The sequence below is a fragment of the Roseateles sp. genome, from assembly GCF_047654785.1.
In the GTDB taxonomy this organism is placed as follows: domain Bacteria; phylum Pseudomonadota; class Gammaproteobacteria; order Burkholderiales; family Burkholderiaceae_C; genus Pelomonas.
Window position 1 is genome coordinate 1,345,572 of record NZ_JASGKQ010000003.1, and the last position, 15,495, is coordinate 1,361,066.

A 15,495-nucleotide genomic window follows, 5' to 3' on the forward strand; every position below is an offset into this window, starting at 1 on the left:
CCGGCATGAAGCACTCGATCACGACCCTGGCCGCCGCGGCGGCGCTCGCACTGGCGCTGCCCGCGCAGGCCCTGACCGTCACCGGCAGCGCCGCGCCGGCCACCACCACCGTCGGGGGCGAGGCCCTGGTGACGCTGACCTTGAACGTCTCCGAGGCCTTCATGCCGACCTCGCTGACCTTCAACCTCTCCTGGGCCGACGCGGGCCTGGCGCTCAAGCCGGAGATTTCCACGGCGCTGGGCCTGAGCTGGGCCGCCGTGGCCGACGGCCTCGACCCGGACTGGACCGAAATCAACTCGGGCACCGGCCACCTGGGCGTGTCCAGCATCGGCGTGCTGCCGGGCCTGAGCGCCGGCGTCCACACCGTGCAGATCGGCTTCACCGGCCTGGCCGTCGGCACCCACGCCATCAGCTACACGCTGGACCTGGGCGCCCCCGACTTCGGCCCCGACCTGACGGTGGCGGGCAGCTCGAGCGTGACCGTCTCGGCCGTGCCCGAGGCCAGCCCCGCGCTGATGCTGGCCGCCGGCCTCGCCGTCATGGGCCTGCGGGCTCGCCGCCGCCGCGCCTGAGGGCAGGGCGGTGGGCCCGATGGTTGGCCCCTGACGCCGCGATGAACGCCCGCCACGACCTTCCCGCCGCCACCCCCGCCCTGGGCGCGGACGCCGCCTGGGCGTCGCTGGCCGAGGCGCAGTCCGCCGAAGCGCTGTGCCGCGCCTGGCTGGCCGTGCTGTGCAGCCTGGTGCCCGATGCGCAGGTGGGCCTACTGCTGCTGCAGGACGCCTCGGGCTCCTACGTGCCCGCTGCGGCCTGGCCCGAAGGCACCGAGCTGCAGCGCCTGGCCGACATCGCCCGCGAATGCCTGGCCACGCGCCAGGGCGTGCGCCGCCAGCATGCCGGCCACCCGGTGCAGCTGGCCTACCCGCTGGCCGCAGCCGGCGCGCTGCATGGCGCGGTCGTGCTGGAGCTGCTGGACCCCAGCCCCGAGGCTGCGCGGCTGGCCGCCCGCCTCACGCACTGGGGCGCGGGCTGGATGGCCGACCTGTTCGCGCAGCGCGAGCTGTCGCAGGCTCGCCAGCGGCTGGACGAATCGGCCTTCCTGTTCGAGGTGTCGCTCGCCGCGCTGGCCGAGCCCGACTTCCGCCAGGCCGGCCTGACGCTGGTCAACAAGCTGGCGGCGCGCTTCGGCTGCCACCAGGTGCAGCTGGCGCTGGCCGAGGGCCAGGCGCTGGAGACGGCCGCGGTGTCGCACTCCGCGTGGTTCGACGAACGCGCCAACCTGACCGCGCTGGCCCGCGCCGCAATGACGGAGGCCTTCGACCAGCGCCGCCCGCTCGTCTGGCCCGAGGCGGGCGATGCGACCGAGCCGGGCACGCTGTGCATGGCCCATGCCCGCTACGCGGCGGACTCCGGCAGCCTGGCGCTGGCCTCGCAGCCGCTGGCCATCGGCGCGGCACCGCCGTTCGCGGTGCTGCTGTTCGAGCGCAACACCGCCTTCCAGCCGGCCGAGCTGAAGGGCATGGCGCTGCTGGCCGGCGTGCTGGCGCCGGTGCTGGAGCACAAGCACGCGCGGGACGAGAGCCTGGCCCACCATGCCCGCCGCAGCCTGCGCCACACGGCGGCGCGGCTGACGGATGCGTCCCACCCCGGCCTGAAGCTCGGCGCGGGCGTGCTGGCGCTGCTGCTGCTGATCGCGGCCGTGCTGCCGGTGGACCACCGCGTCTCGGCGCCGGCCGTCGTCGAAGGGGCGGTGCAGCGCGCGGCCGTCGCGCCGTTCGACGGCTTTCTGCGCGAAGCGCCCGCCCGCGCGGGCGACACCGTCAGGGCGGGCCAGGTGCTGGCCCGCATGGACGACCGCGAGCTGCAGCTGGAAAAGGTGCGCTGGGAAACCGAGCTTGAAATGGCGCAGCGCAAGGAGCGCGAAGCGATGGCCCAGGCCGACCGCGTCAACCAGCGCCTGTCGGCGGCCCAGGCCAACCAGGCCCGCGCGCAGCTGGACCTGACGCTGTCCAAGCTCTCCCGCGTGGCGCTGACGGCGCCGTTCGACGCCGTCGTCGTCAAGGGCGACCTGTCGCAGCAGCTCGGCGCGCCGCTGGAAATGGGCAAGACGCTGTTCGAGCTGGCGCCGCTGGCGAGCTGGCGCGTCGTGCTGAAGATCGACGAGCGCGACATCGCCCGCGTGCAGGCCGGGCAGGGCGGCGAGCTGGTGCTGACCGGCGCGCCGGGCCAGCACTGGCACTTCAGGCTGAAGTCCGTCACGCCGGTGTCGGTCGTCGAGGAGGGGCGCAACTACTTCCGCGCCGAGGCCGAACTCGCCGGGCCGCAGGGCGCCCGGCTGCGGCCCAACATGGAGGGCGTGGCCAAGGTGGTGGTGGGCGAGCGCAGCCTGCTGTGGGTGTGGACGCACCGCTTCATCGACTGGCTCCGGCTGGCCCTGTGGCAATGGACGCCTTGAGCGATGCCGCCGGGCCCCGGCGCCCGCTGGGCGACGCGCTGTTCTCCGGCAACTGGTACCGCGTCGCCGCCCTCAAGCCGCGACTGCGCGGCCACGTGCGCATCCACCGGCACGTCTACCGCGGCGAGATCTGGTACGTGGTGGAAGACCGGGTGTCCGGCAAGTACCACCGCTTCAACCCCGGCAGCTACCGCGTCATCGGCCTGCTGGACGGCCAGCGCACGCTGCAGCAGGTGTGGGACCGGCTCAGCGCCGCGATGGACGAGCACACGCCCAGCCAGGACGAGCTGGTGCAGCTGTTCGGCCAGCTCTACGCGGCCGACCTGATCCAGTGCGACGTGACGCCCGACGTGGCCGAGCTGTTCGAGCGCGGCGGCCGGCAGCGCAAGGCCAAGCTGCTGCAGCGCTTCGCCAACCCGGTGTCGCTGCGCTTTCCGCTGCTGGACCCGGACGCCTGGCTCGGCCGCGCCGTCGCCGCCGCCGGGCCGCTGAAAGGCTGGGCCGGCGCCGCGCTGTGGCTGGCCGTGGTGCTGCCCGCCGTGCTGCTGGCGCCCAGCCACTGGCGCGAGCTGACCGGCAACATCAACGAACGCCTGCTCGCGGTGGACAACCTGCTGCTGCTGGCGCTGCTGTTCCCGCTGCTCAAGGCCGCGCACGAAATCGGCCACGGCCTGGCGGCCAAGCGCTTTGGCGGCGAGGTCCACGAGATGGGCGTCATGCTGCTCGTGTTCTTCCCGGTGCCGTATGTGGACGCCAGCAGCTCCAGCGCCTTCGCCAGCCGCTGGCCGCGCATGCTGGTGGGCGCGGCGGGCATGCTCACCGAGCTGTTCATCGCGGCGCTGGCGTTCTACCTGTGGCTGGCGCTGGAGCCCGGTTTCGTGCGCTCGCTGGCCTTCAACGTGATCGTGCTGGCCAGCGTGACGACGCTGATGTTCAACGCCAACCCGCTGCTGCGCTACGACGGCTACTACATCTTTGCCGATGCCATCGAGAGTCCCAACCTGGGCCAGCGCGCCACCGAGTACTGGGGCTGGCTGCTGCGCCACCACCTGTTCGGCCAGCACCAGGCCGAGCCGCCCCTGAGCACCCCGGGCGAGCGCCGCTGGTTCCTGGTCTACGCGCCGCTGGCGCTGGCCTACCGGCTGTTCGTGATGTTCAGCATCGCGGTCTTCATCGCCAGCCGCTACTTCTTCATCGGCGTGCTGGTCGCGGCCTGGGGCATCGTCGCCAGCATGGTCTGGCCCTGGGCCAAGGGCCTGAAGAAGCTGGCCGGCGACCCCGCGCTGGAGCCGCAGGCCGGCCGCGTGCGGCGCGCGCTGTGGGTGTCGGGCCTGCTGCTGGGGCTGCTGCTGTTCGTCGTGCCGATGCCGCGGCATTCCACCGCCACCGGCATCGTCTGGCCCAGCGACAACGCGGTGCTGCGCGCCCAGGGCGGCGGCTTCTTCTCCAGGCTGCTGGTGCGGCCCGGCACGGTGGTGCTGGAAGGCCAGCCCGTGGCCGAGCTGCTGGACCCGGCGCTGGACGCGCGCCTGGGCGAGCAGCGCGGCCGGCTGGCGCTGGCGCGGGCCCGGCATGACGCGGCCTTCGGCGTCATCGGCATCGCGCCGGCGCGGGCGGCGCTGCTGGCCGAAGAAGTGCGGCGCGAGCAGGCCGCGCTGGCCGCGCTGGAGGACGAAGCCGCCAAGCTGGTGGTGCGCGCCGAGGTGGCGGGCGTGCTGCTGCTGACGCGGCCCGACGACCTGCCCGGACGCTTCTTCAAGCGCGGCGAGGTGCTGGGGCACGTGGACACCGCCGGCCCGGCCCGCGTACGGCTGGTGCTGCCCCAGTGGCAGAGCGCCACCGTGCATGGCTTCGAGGTGCGCATGCCGCAGGCGCCGGGGCACAGCTACGCGGCCACGCTGGCCCGCAGCGTGCCGGCCGCCGCGCGGGAGCTGCCCAGCCCGGCGCTGGGCACGGCCGCCGGCGGCGACATCCCGCTGGACCCGCACGACCCCAAGGGCATGCAGGCCCTGCAGACGCTGTTCGAGCACGAGCTGCAGCTCGGGCCGGACATGCCCTACCGGCAGATCGGCGCGCGGGTGATGGTGCGGCTGACGCATGAGCCGGAGCCGGTGGCGATGCGGGTGGGGGAGGGGGTGCGGCGCTTGTTCCTGTCGCACTTCCAGCTATGACGGCCGCGCCGCGATGAACACCGCCACGCTCCCGCTCGACATCGGCGACGCGCTCGCCCACGGCATCTTCCCCGAGCGCCGCGACGTGGACGAACCGGTCCACGACCGCTTCGCCCGCGGCGTCGTCTGGCGCCTGAAGCGCCGGCTGATCCCCGCCGTGCCCGCGCTGCGCCGCATGGCGCACGAGGCCGGCCAGCGCGAAGCCGAGATCCGGCAGCAGACCGACCAGGAACTCCGCAGACGCCTGTTCGCCGCCGCCCCCGCGGCCGTGCAGGCCGGCCGCGCCGCGGGTCTCGCCGACGTCATGGCGCTGGTGCGGGAGGGCGCCCGGCGCGCGCTCGGCAAGCGGCCGTTCGACACCCAGCTGATGGGCGCCGCCGTGCTGATCGAAGGGCGCCTGGCCGAGATGCAGACCGGCGAGGGCAAGACGCTCACCGCCGGCCTGGCCGCCACCGTCGCCGGCGCGGCGGGCCTGCCCACGCACGTCGTCACCGTCAACGACTACCTGGCCCGCCGCGACTGCGAACTGATGCAGCCGCTGTTCAACTTCTTCGGCATGGCGGCCGGCGTCGTCTGGGCCACGCTGGAACACGAGGCCAAGCGCGCGGCCTACCAGCGGCCCATCACCTACTGCACCAACCAGAGCCTGGTGTTCGACTACCTGCGCGACCGCGTCTCGGCCGGCGGCCGGGTCAGCCCCGCGCAGATGCAGGCCCGCCTGCTGCACGGCCGCCTGCCGCAGCCGCTGCTGCTGCACGGCCTGCACTTCGCCATCGTCGACGAGGCCGACTCCATCCTCATCGACGAAGCCCGCACGCCGCTGATCCTGTCCGAAAAGCAGGGCCAGCCGCCGGACGCGGCCGACTACCGGCAGGCGCTGGCCATCGCCGCGACGCTGAAGCCGGGCGAGCACTTCAGCATCGACGCAGCCCGCCACAGCCTGCACTTCGAGGCGGCCGGCCTGCCGGCCGTGCGCGAGGCCGCAGCCGGCCTGGGCGGCATCTGGGGCGTGGCGCGCGGGCGCGAGCAACTCGTCGGCCAGGCGCTGCGCGCGCTGCACCTGTTCCACCGCGACCAGCACTACGTCGTCATCGACGGCACCGTGCAGATCGTCGACGAGTACACCGGCCGCGTGCTCGAAGGCCGCAGCTGGGAGGGCGGGCTGCACCAGATGATGGAAGCCAAGGAAGGGCTGGCACTGACCGAGCCGGCCCGCACGCTCGCGCGCATCACCTTCCAGCGCTTCTTCTGCCGCTACCTGCGGCTGGCCGGCATGACCGGCACCGCCGCCGAGGTGGCCGCCGAGCTGAACCAGGTCTACCGGCTCGACGTGGTGCGGCTGCCCACCCACCAGCCCGAGCAGCGCGTCACCCACCCGCCGCGGCTGCTGCGGACCCAGGCCGCCAAATGGGCCGCCGTGCGCGAGGCGGTGGCGCAGGAGCTGGCGGCCGGCCGGCCGGTGCTGGTGGGCACGCGCTCGGTGCGTGCGTCCCTGGCGCTGTCGGCGGCGCTCGGCCCGCGCCAGGTTCACCGCGTGCTGAACGCGCGGCAGGACGAGGAGGAGGCCGACATCGTCGCCACGGCCGGTGAGTCCGGCGCGGTGACGGTGGCCACCAACATGGCCGGCCGCGGCACCGACATCCACCTGGCCGACGCCGTCAAGCGCCAGGGCGGCCTGGCCGTGCTGCTGACCGAGTTCCACGACTCCGCCCGCATCGACCGCCAGCTCGTGGGCCGGGGTGCGCGGCAGGGTGACCCCGGCGTCGCGCGCGCCATCGTCGCGCTGGACGACGAGATCTTCACCGCCCACGCCGCCACGCTGCAGGCGCTGCTGGGTCGGCTGTTCGCGGGCCGCGACGAACTGCCCGCCTGGGCGCTGGCCCTGCTGCGCCGCGCCGCCCAGGGCCATGCCGGGCGCCTGCATGCCGCGATGCGCCGCCGCACGCTCAAGGCCGACCGCCAACTCGACAACCTGCTCGGATTCGCCGGAAACCAGATATGAAGCCCCTTGCTCTCCTGCTGCTGTCGTCGGCCGCATTGGCCCAGGCGCCCAAGCCCGCCGCACCGGCGGCCGGCGGCGGCTACGACTGCCTGATCGAACCCCACCAGCGCATCGAAATCCGCAGCCCGGCCAATGCCCTCATCGACAAGGTGCTGGTGGAGCGGGGCAGCCAGGTCAAGGCCGGCGACACGCTGGTGCTGCTGGACGGCAGCGTGGAACGCGCGGCGCTGGCCGGCGCCCAGCAGCGGGCCGAGTCCGAAGCCGAGCAGCGCGTGGCGGGCGCCCGGGCCGACTACGCCCGCGAGAAATTCCGCCGCCGGGAGGAACTGCGCCGGCAGAGCTATATCACCGCACAGGACCGCGACGAAGCGCAGGCCGAGTTGCGCGTGGCCGAGGCCGAACTGGCGCTGGCGGTGGACAACCGCCGCCTCGCCGGCATCGAGGCGCAGCGGCTGAACGCCGTCGTCAGGCAGCGCCAGTTGCGTGCCCCGTTCAACGGCATCGTCACCGACCGCCTGCAGCACCCGGGTGAACTGGCCTTCACCGGCGAGGGCTCGCGCCCGATCCTGAAGATGGCGCAGACCCATCCATTGCGTGTGGAGGTGGTGCTGCCGGTGGGCCTGATGGGCCAGATCAAGGCCGGCCGCCTGGCCGAGATCACGCCCGAAGCGCCGCTGAAGGGAAGCTGGCAGGCGCAGATCAAGGTGGTGGACCGCGTCATGGACTCCGCCAGCGGTTCGTTCGGCGTGCGGCTGGAACTGCCCAACGCCAACGGCGAAATCCCCGCGGGTGTGCGCTGCAAGGTGCGGTTTCTTTGAAGGAGGTTTGCGCAAGTGCGCACCGTAGCTGGTGCGTGGTGCATGTCGACGTTAATTTACATAATGCACATTGTCGCCAGCTAGTGCCATGTTGCTATATCACTTCGATTTTAATCTGTCAATCAGACAATAACCATATTTATCAAAAGGGACACAACATGCTAGGGGGAAATCTGGCCGGAAGAATGCCAGCGCTATCGGTGCTTTTGGCGGATCACGGAGGCATGAGCGCCGCGCGCCTGGCGGCCAATTTCAGGACTTCCAAGTCCACCGCGCATCGCTGGATAGCAGCCGACCGGGCGCCGGTCGCCGTGCTGCTGGCCTTATGGCTGTCGGCGCCTTCGTTCGGGTGGCGCACGGCACGCGCCGAGGTCATAGAGGCCGAGAACCTGGCCGCGCTGCATGCCGGCCACGCGCGGGCGCTTGGCGATGAACTGGAGCGCCTACGCCGCGAGCTGGCGCGCGTGCTGGCCGCTGGCGACTTCGGAAGCGCCAACGCGCCGACCTGGCGGGAGACTGCCGGCGAGCTGATGGCCGCGCGCCGTACCTCGCTCAGGCGCTGAACAGCTCGACGCCGGCCGCGCGCGCGGCCGTCTTCAGGCCGCCGTCGAGCGTGGCGAGCTTGGCCCCCGTGGCGAGCGCCAGGGCCAGGTACACGGCGTCATACCCCTGCACGTGGCGGCGCACGGCGAAGCGGACCAACCCCGCGACGGTCGATGTTTGGTCGAGGTAGCGAACGCCGATCATGTCGATGGTTTCGCCGTACTCCGCCACCAATGCCTCACCCCAGCGCTTTGCGCGGCCGGTCTTGAGCAGCCTGTAGCTGCACTCTTGCGCCATGAGCATGGGCGCGATCAACTCGATGCCATCCACGATCTTGGCTTCTGCGACTTCGGCTGCGTAGCGGTGAGCCGCGTCCGTGTCGTCCAGCACCCAGGCCAGCGCCACCGAGGCGTCAACGACGATCACGGTCTTCGCGCAGCTTTTCGACGATGGTCTTCTGACCCCTCTTCAGGGTCCGGCGCGGATGCTTGGCGTAGAACGCATCCAGCCTTGCGCCGATCTGCTCGCCACTCAGCCGAGGCGCGCTGCTCGCCACCTCATGAAAGCCGATGCCCTCGACCTCCACCAGTCCGATGGGCTTTTGCTCAGGCTTGCTCTTGGCGAACAGGACGCTTTTCATGCTGGCGATCTTCTCACATGGGTGCCGCGCCGTCCCACTGCCGCTTCATCCAGGCGCGCACGCTTGGCAACTGGCCGATGACGGCCGCCGCGATGAGCGCGCCGGCCAGCACGATGATGGCCTCGCGGCCGATTTCGGCCGGCTTGGGCACGTAGGCCGGCAGCTTCATCGCTCACGCTCCGCGAGCTTGGCGGCAATGCGCTCGATGGCGGCTTCCGTTCGGGCCTGGCTGGCTTCGATGGCGGCCACGCGGCCGGTGAGCGTGAGCGCGGTGCCGGCCCAGCCGATGACGGCGCCGGCTGCTGCGCCCGCTAGCGCCTTGACGATGGTGTCTTGCATCCTGGTCACTTGCCGGACTTGCCGGCCTTGCCGGCGTAGAACAGCGTGCGGTCGCCGAACAGGTAGAAGCCGACGACGGCGGCGAAGTTGCTGCACGCCTCTGTCGCGCCCGTCGGCATGGTCAGCTCTTGCGCGGCCCAGGTGCCCAGCGCCACGGCGGCCACGAAGGGCCGCTGAAGGCGCACGATGGCATCCACCCAGGCCGGGCCGCCGCCCTTGTCCTGCATGGCCTGAAACAGCGCCGTGTCAGCTTGGCGCATGGTGAGCCAGTCGCCCACCGTTGTGGGCTTGAAGGTGTCGGGGCTGATGAAGCGCGCAACGAGCGCCTTGCCGGCCTCGACGGCGAGCGGGCCGAAGGCTGCGAGTGCTGTGATGGGGTCCATGATGGTCAGCCCTTGAATGGGTGATGAGCTTGAGCTTGAACATGATCTCGCGCTTCTGGCTGTCGGCCAGGTTCCAGAACCGGAAGACCAACCCCTTGGTGTTCGGGCTGCTCATGGCCACCTCCGCGGGCGTTGCGACGTGCACTGGTGCCGCGGGCGCGGCGGCGGCCGCCGGGGCGGGCTGGGCTTCGGCCGGACGGACGACGTGGGTGGCATGGCTGGGGAACAGGATGTCCTGGGTCCACACATCGTGCCCTTGTTTGGTGGTCACGGCGATGAACCGCTCAGGATTCTTCTGCAGCTGGCGCACACGCGCGCACACCCGCACCACGCGCTCCTTGCCGGTGCCGACCACCTCGATGTCGATGACGTTGTAGCCAGGCTTCCAGTCGGCTTCGTGACGCTCGGGGTTCACGGCGCCGGCGCTGAAGCGCATGTAGCCGTCGGTCGCGATGCAGCGCTGTCGGTGCTCATGGCCGAAGAACTGGAGCGGCGCTCGGTCATTCACGGCATCGTCTACCGCGTGCTCGTCCATGAACCACCGCGGGGGGTGGTGAGACATGACCAGGTTCAGCACGTCGGGCTCGGGGTCCAGCACCGTCTGCAGCGGGCTGAGATACAGGCGGCCGGGCTGGTCGTCGCGGTCTTCCAGGCCAGAAATCAGCGTCGAGGTGAGGCCGTGCAGCCGCAGGGTCACGCCGCCGCCGAGGTCGTCCAGGTTGTAGAACCAGTACGGCAGGGCCGGGCTGACAAAGCAACCCAGGGGAGAGGCGAAGGCGTTGTAGGCGGCCAAGGGCTTGAACAGCGCCGCGCCAGATTCGCTGTCCCTGAGCTGCGTGCGCAGCACGGTCTCGCGATGTAGATGCGGCGCCCTGGCGATGGCAGCCTGGGCGTTCGAGATGACCGCAGACCCACGGCAGATGGACCGGTCGACGTCGTGGTTGCCTGGCACGACGTAGATCCGGTCGGGACGGCAGCCGGACGCGGCCGCCAGCTCCTTCAGCCAGGCGTCGGCCACGGCGAACTCAGCGGGGTGCCCCTTGAAGGCGATATCGCCGCTGACGAGGATGGCGTCCACCGTCTTCTCGGCACACAGCTCCACGAGGTCAGCCTTCAAGCGCGTCCTGTACGGGCGCTCGGGGTCAGTCGGCAGGTCGAGGCAGTCGGGCTCTTTGAAGTGGATGTCGGAGAGATGCAGCAGTCGCATTCACAAATCGTAACGACACATTTGGGGGTGCCCGAGGGGAGGATTCCCAGGGCGTCCGCGCCGCTGGCACGTAGCGAGAGCGGGGGAGGGAATCCCGGCAAGCGCTACTCTGCGGCTCTGTCGCGATGTATCCAGAAGGGAATTTCTGATTTCCATAAAGCCGACAACGAGTTAGGCAACTTTTGGCGTGAAATCACATGAATCCCGGCCGACCCTCCATAAGCGATTTGGGCGACCCGCTGGCCGTCAATGACGCCACGTTGGCCGTCCAGTACGTTGCCGCGCTGAAGGCCGAGCTGGCACGCACCGAGCTCCGGCTGCAGCACGTTCTAGCTGTCGCGTTTCCCGTCCCGGGGGCATGCACTGGGTCGCCGGCCTCGCGCTGCCGCTGCTGCTGGGCCTGCACCTGCGCGCGGCGCGCCGGGGGCGGCCGCGCGCGACGGGGGACCGACGCGCCCGTCGGCCATCCATCACACTGCGGCATCGGCACCGATGCAAATGAGAATTATTCGCTTTATGATCGTCCGCGCCCCTGGCCGTGGACCCTGAGGTCACGGTACGTCCACCCGCCCTGCCCTGACCGCCCATGACGCGCCACTTCACCGACCACATCGCCGACATCCACTCCTCCGGGCTGAAGGCGACCACGCCGCGCATCAAGATCCTGCGGGTGTTCCAGGAAGGCGAGCGCCGCCACTGGAGCGCCGAGGAGGTCTACCAGGCGCTGATGGCCGAGAACGCCGACATCGGCCTGGCCACCGTGTACCGCGTGCTGATGCAGTTCGTGCAGGCCGGGCTGCTGACGCGCACGCACTTCGAGACCGGCCGCTCGGTGTTCGAGCTGAACGAGGGCGAGCACCACGACCACCTTGTGTGCCTGCGCTGCGGCCGGGTCGAGGAGTTCTGCGACCCGGATATCGAGGCACGCCAGCAGGCCATCGCCGCGGAGCGCGGCTTCCGGCTGCAGGCGCATGCGCTGGCGCTCTACGGGCTGTGCTCGCGCCCGGAGTGCCGCCCGCCGGGCAAGTGACGGGGGGCGCCGCGGCGCCGGCACAATGCCGGCCCGCGCTCCCCACCCGAGGCCTCCGATGAAGCAGCAGTTCGCCACCTGGAACGTCAATTCCCTCGCCGTCCGCCTGCCGCAGGTGCTGGACTGGCTGGCCGCCCACCCGGTGGACGCGCTGGTGCTGCAGGAGACCAAGCTCACCGACGACAAGTTCCCCGCCCAGGAGATCGCGGCGGCCGGCTACCAGGTGCAGTGGTTCGGGCAGAAGACCTACAACGGCGTGGCCCTGATCAGCCGCGAGCCCGCCACCGACGTGGTGATGAACATCACTGGTTTCGCCGACGAGCAGGCGCGCGTCATCGCCGGCACCGTGAGCGGCGTGCGCGTCATCGGCGGCTACTTCCCCAACGGCCAGGCGCCGGACAGCGACAAGTTCGCCTACAAGATGGGCTGGCTCGCGGCCCTGCGCACCTGGCTGGCCGGCGAGCTGGCGCAGCACGAGCGGCTGGTGCTGATGGGCGACTTCAACATCGCGCCGGAGGACCGCGACGTGCACGACCCGGTGGCCTGGGCCGGGCAGATCCACTGCACGCCCGAGGAGCGCGAGCAGTTCCGCCAGCTCCTCGCGCTCGGGCTGACGGACGCCTTCCGCCTGTTCGAGCAGCCGCCCAAGAGCTGGAGCTGGTGGGACTACCGCAACCTCGCGTTCCGCAAGAACCAGGGCCTGCGCATCGACCACATCCTCGTCAGCCAGGCGCTGCGGGCCCGCGTGACGGCCTGCGAGATCGACAAGGCCCCGCGCCGCAACGAGCGGCCCAGCGACCACGCGCCCGTCGTCGTCACCCTCGACGGCTGAGAAGGTGTGAGCCGCCGCCGGATTCGAGAGGAAAGTCACGCCCGGGCGCGGCGGCCGCGGGCGCCGGCCGCGCCGGCTTGCGCGAGATCAAGGGCGGGCGCCGCCCGGCCCCCCATGCTCGCGCGCCGGAGGATTCCGCCATGCGCCTGCAACCCGTCACCCAACGCGAACACCCCTTCCCCGCCGGCCGCACGCTGGTGTCCACCACCGACCTGAAGGGCCGCATCCTGCATGCCAACGCGGTGTTCGTCGACACCAGCGGCTATGCGCTGGACGAACTGCTCGGCCAGCCGCACAACATCCTGCGCCACCCGGACGTGCCGCAGGAGGCCTTCCGCGACCTGTGGGACACCATCCAGGCCGGGCGGCCCTGGTCCGGCGTCGTGAAGAACCGCCGCAAGAACGGCGACCACTACTGGGTCATGGCCAACGTCACGCCGCTGCTGGACGGCGACCGGCCGGTGGCCTACCTGTCGGTGCGCTCGCAGCCGACGCGGGCGCAGATCGAGCAGGCCGAGCAGCTGTACGCGCTGATGCGGCAGGAGCAGGCATCGGGCCGCGCCGGGCACCGGCTGAACGGCGGCGCGCTGATCCGTCCGGGCCTGCCCGGCGCGCTGAGCCGGCTCGGGCGGCGGCTGCCCTGGCTGGCCGGCATGGCGGCGCCGCTGCTGTCGGCCGGCGTCGCCGCCGCGGCGCTCGTGCTGGCCGGCCCGTGGGCGGCGGCCGGGGCGGCCGTCGCCGCGGCGGCGGGCCTGGCGGCGCTGCGCCACCGGCGGCTGCAGGCCGCGCTGGCGCCCACGCTGGGCTTCGCGCGCGCGCTGGCCGCCGGCGACCTCTCCGCCGCGCTGCGGCCCAGCGGCCATGCGCTGACGCACGGGCTGGAGTCCGCGATGGCGCAGGTGGCGGTGAACCTGTGCGCGATGGTGGTGGACACCCGCCACGACGTCGACCGCATCCGTGGCATCAGCGACGAGATCGCCCAGGGCAACCAGGACCTCGCCCGCCGCACCGAGAGCCAGGCCGCCAGCCTGCAGCAGACGGCGGCCAGCATGGAGCAGATCGCCGCGACCGTGCGCGGCACGACCGGCGACACCGAAACCGCCACCGGCGTGGCCGGCCAGCTGCACGACGTGTCGCGGCGCAGCGCCGCCGTCGTGCATTCGGTGACCGACACCATGGGCGGCATCGCCGGGGCGTCCGGCCGCATCGGCGAGATCGTGCAGCTGATCGACAGCATCGCCTTCCAGACCAACCTGCTGGCGCTGAACGCGGCCGTCGAGGCGGCCCGCGCCGGCGAGCACGGCAAGGGCTTCGCCGTCGTCGCGGGCGAGGTGCGGGCGCTGGCGCAGCGCAGCTCGGCGGCGGCGCGCGAGGTCAAGTCGCTGATCGACGATTCCACGCAGCGCGTGCAGGCCGGCGAGGCGCAGACCCGCGCCGCACGCGAGAGCATCGACGCGACGCTGGCCCAGGTCGACGCCTTCCGGACGCTGATCGCCAACATCGACGACGGCGCCCATTCGCAGCTGCGCGGCGTCGCGGAGGTGCATGGCGCCATCCGCCGGCTCGACGGCATCACGCAGCAGAACGCCAGCCTCGTGGAGCAGCTCGCCCGCGCTGCGGCGCAGATGCGCGACGACACGGGCCAGGTGAGCGCCGCGCTGCGCATCTTCCGCCTCGCGGCGAACGAGACGCGCGCGCTGCCGGAGGCCGTGGCGCTGCGCCGGGCCGCCAGGCAGGCTTAAGGGGTGTCGGGAGCGTCCGCGGGCCGGCGCAGGCCGTATTCCAGCAGCACGCGGTGCAGCTCCTCGGCGCGTTCGGCGCCGAGGTCGGCCCGCAGCCGGCTGGCCGGGGCGTTGCGCACCTGGCCGATCAGGTTGTAGCCCAGGGTCTTGGCGCGGGCGAGCGTGCGCTCGTTCAGGGCCAGGGCGTCGAGCGGCGCCTGGTCGGCCAGGCTGAGCAGCCGGGCATAGGTGTCGTGGGAGATGGGCACCTGGAGGCAGGGGCAACGCCGCAGCGGGTGGGGCGGACCGCAGCGAGGGCCCGCAGAGCGCGGCCCCGGCCCGCACGTCGAGGGCCGGGGTCAGGCGGCGGTCGACGTGGCGGGCCGGGGCGCGGTGCGGAACAGCGGCGGTCCCGCTCGGGGATTCAGCCGCCCAGGCGGGGCAGGCCAAGGACTTCGCAGATCAGGTCGATGAGGGTCATGGGAGTCTCCATTGGGGGGCGGGGATTCGCTGGACCGAAATGTCCCTGTTTTCTTGCGCCTCGAAACCTGGCAAGTCTTCCAGGGAGGGACTACCCGCAGTCACCTCGCCGCCGTCACCTCACAGCAGGCCGGCCGCGACGCACTTCAGCACCGCCTGGTGCTTGGACCCCACGCCCAGCTTGCGCATCGCGTTGCCCAAATGAAAGTTCACCGTCTTCTCGCTCATGCCGAGGATGGCGCTGACCTCCCAGGCCGTCTTCCCGTGCGAGGTCCAGCTCAGCGTGTCCAGCTCGCGCTTCGTGAGCCTGGGCAGGTCGTGCTGGTCCACCTTGGGGCCGAGCAGCCGCTCGGCCGCCGTCACCGCGTGCGCCGACAGCAGCTGCAAGCCGGCGATCATGTGCATCAACGAGGTGCCGGGCTCGGGCAACGCCTCGTCGCGGTCCACGCCCAGCAGGAAGTGCCTGTTGCCCGGCAGGTGCAGCTTCACCGCGATGCCCGTCCGGTAGCCGTAGGGCGCCTGCATGTCCCACAGGTCGGCCATGCCGGCGTCCACATAGGTGCGCTGGTCGTACACGACCGGCACGGACTGCATCATCAGCCGGCCCAGCACCGGGTCGCGCCGCGTGTCGGCCAGGTCCTTGGCGGCGTCCAGGTAGACCTTGGGCGTGTTGCCCAGCGAGGTGATCTGCACGTCGGCGTCCCGCAGCACGCCGCGCATCAGGATGCCCGAGATGATCGGAAAGCCCATCGCGTCCGCCGCCGCGACCAGGCGGCGCTCGAAACCGGCGAGGTCGTCGCTGAGGCCGACGTCGATCAGTTGCTGGTAGTTCATTCCCGGGGCGCCCATACCTGTCAAGTCTGCCAGCTTGTGC

17 protein-coding genes are annotated in these 15,495 nt (G+C 71.7%); 9 read left to right on the forward strand and 8 right to left on the reverse strand.

The window, feature by feature from the left end:
- Nucleotides 1-5 precede the first annotated feature (5 nt).
- From QM788_RS15085 to QM788_RS15110, 6 genes are all read left to right on the forward strand, one after another.
- Entirely contained in the window at nucleotides 6-572 is a 567-nt protein-coding gene (locus QM788_RS15085; RefSeq protein ID WP_415662279.1) for a hypothetical protein, read from the forward strand.
- Nucleotides 573-613: 41 nt separating this feature from the next.
- Nucleotides 614-2,455, forward strand: coding sequence for an HlyD family efflux transporter periplasmic adaptor subunit (locus tag QM788_RS15090; RefSeq protein WP_415662280.1), 1,842 nt, complete (start codon nucleotides 614-616; stop codon nucleotides 2,453-2,455).
- Entirely contained in the window at nucleotides 2,443-4,626 is a 2,184-nt protein-coding gene (locus QM788_RS15095; protein WP_415662281.1) for a hypothetical protein, read from the forward strand. The genes QM788_RS15090 and QM788_RS15095 overlap by 13 nt, the downstream gene beginning before the upstream one ends.
- Nucleotides 4,627-4,639: 13 nt before the next feature.
- Entirely contained in the window at nucleotides 4,640-6,628 is a 1,989-nt protein-coding gene (locus QM788_RS15100) for a hypothetical protein (RefSeq protein ID WP_415662282.1), read from the forward strand.
- Nucleotides 6,625-7,446, forward strand: a complete 822-nt coding sequence (locus QM788_RS15105; RefSeq protein WP_415662283.1) for an efflux RND transporter periplasmic adaptor subunit — start codon at nucleotides 6,625-6,627, stop codon at nucleotides 7,444-7,446. Before QM788_RS15100 ends, QM788_RS15105 begins: the two co-directional genes overlap by 4 nt.
- A gap of 224 nt (nucleotides 7,447-7,670) precedes the next feature.
- A complete protein-coding gene (locus QM788_RS15110; RefSeq protein ID WP_415662284.1) occupies nucleotides 7,671-8,009 on the forward strand; it encodes a hypothetical protein in 339 nt (112 codons plus the stop codon).
- Here the strand turns inward: QM788_RS15110 and QM788_RS15115 are convergent.
- From QM788_RS15115 to QM788_RS15140, 6 genes are read right to left on the reverse strand one after another with little or no spacing between them, the layout of a single operon-like run.
- Entirely contained in the window at nucleotides 7,999-8,415 is a 417-nt protein-coding gene (locus QM788_RS15115; RefSeq protein ID WP_415662285.1) for a type II toxin-antitoxin system VapC family toxin, read from the reverse strand. The two genes, QM788_RS15110 and QM788_RS15115, sit on opposite strands and share 11 nt — an antisense overlap.
- A complete protein-coding gene (locus QM788_RS15120; RefSeq protein ID WP_415662286.1) occupies nucleotides 8,402-8,629 on the reverse strand; it encodes a hypothetical protein in 228 nt (75 codons plus the stop codon). The genes QM788_RS15115 and QM788_RS15120 overlap by 14 nt, the downstream gene beginning before the upstream one ends.
- Before the next feature lie 13 nt (nucleotides 8,630-8,642).
- Nucleotides 8,643-8,798 carry a hypothetical protein gene (locus QM788_RS15125; RefSeq protein WP_415662287.1) on the reverse strand — a complete coding sequence of 52 codons (156 nt, stop codon included), beginning with the start codon at nucleotides 8,796-8,798 and terminating at the stop codon, nucleotides 8,643-8,645.
- Nucleotides 8,795-8,968 carry a hypothetical protein gene (locus QM788_RS15130; protein ID WP_415662288.1) on the reverse strand — a complete coding sequence of 58 codons (174 nt, stop codon included), beginning with the start codon at nucleotides 8,966-8,968 and terminating at the stop codon, nucleotides 8,795-8,797. The genes QM788_RS15125 and QM788_RS15130 overlap by 4 nt, the downstream gene beginning before the upstream one ends.
- Nucleotides 8,969-8,973: 5 nt before the next feature.
- A complete protein-coding gene (locus tag QM788_RS15135; protein ID WP_415662289.1) occupies nucleotides 8,974-9,228 on the reverse strand; it encodes a hypothetical protein in 255 nt (84 codons plus the stop codon).
- Nucleotides 9,215-10,558, reverse strand: a complete 1,344-nt coding sequence (locus tag QM788_RS15140; protein ID WP_415662290.1) for a metallophosphoesterase — start codon at nucleotides 10,556-10,558, stop codon at nucleotides 9,215-9,217. Before QM788_RS15140 ends, QM788_RS15135 begins: the two co-directional genes overlap by 14 nt.
- A 586-nt stretch (nucleotides 10,559-11,144) precedes the next feature.
- Here QM788_RS15140 and fur point away from each other — a divergent pair.
- The 3 genes from fur to QM788_RS15155 all read left to right on the forward strand — a co-directional run bounded on the left by fur (nucleotide 11,145) and on the right by QM788_RS15155 (nucleotide 14,162).
- On the forward strand, nucleotides 11,145-11,588 hold the full coding sequence (fur, locus tag QM788_RS15145) for a ferric iron uptake transcriptional regulator (protein ID WP_415662291.1): 444 nt from the start codon (nucleotides 11,145-11,147) through the stop codon (nucleotides 11,586-11,588).
- Nucleotides 11,589-11,646: 58 nt separating this feature from the next.
- Nucleotides 11,647-12,420, forward strand: coding sequence for an exodeoxyribonuclease III (gene xth, locus QM788_RS15150; protein ID WP_415662292.1), 774 nt, complete (start codon nucleotides 11,647-11,649; stop codon nucleotides 12,418-12,420).
- A gap of 140 nt (nucleotides 12,421-12,560) precedes the next feature.
- On the forward strand, nucleotides 12,561-14,162 hold the full coding sequence (locus QM788_RS15155; protein ID WP_415662293.1) for a methyl-accepting chemotaxis protein: 1,602 nt from the start codon (nucleotides 12,561-12,563) through the stop codon (nucleotides 14,160-14,162).
- Here QM788_RS15155 and QM788_RS15160 read toward each other — a convergent pair.
- Together QM788_RS15160 and QM788_RS15165 are read right to left on the reverse strand one after the other, a co-directional pair.
- Nucleotides 14,159-14,410, reverse strand: coding sequence for a hypothetical protein (locus QM788_RS15160; RefSeq protein WP_415662294.1), 252 nt, complete (start codon nucleotides 14,408-14,410; stop codon nucleotides 14,159-14,161). The two genes, QM788_RS15155 and QM788_RS15160, sit on opposite strands and share 4 nt — an antisense overlap.
- 331 nt (nucleotides 14,411-14,741) lie before the next feature.
- Nucleotides 14,742-15,455, reverse strand: a complete 714-nt coding sequence (locus tag QM788_RS15165) for a helix-turn-helix transcriptional regulator (RefSeq protein WP_415662295.1) — start codon at nucleotides 15,453-15,455, stop codon at nucleotides 14,742-14,744.
- Nucleotides 15,456-15,495: the final 40 nt, after the last annotated feature.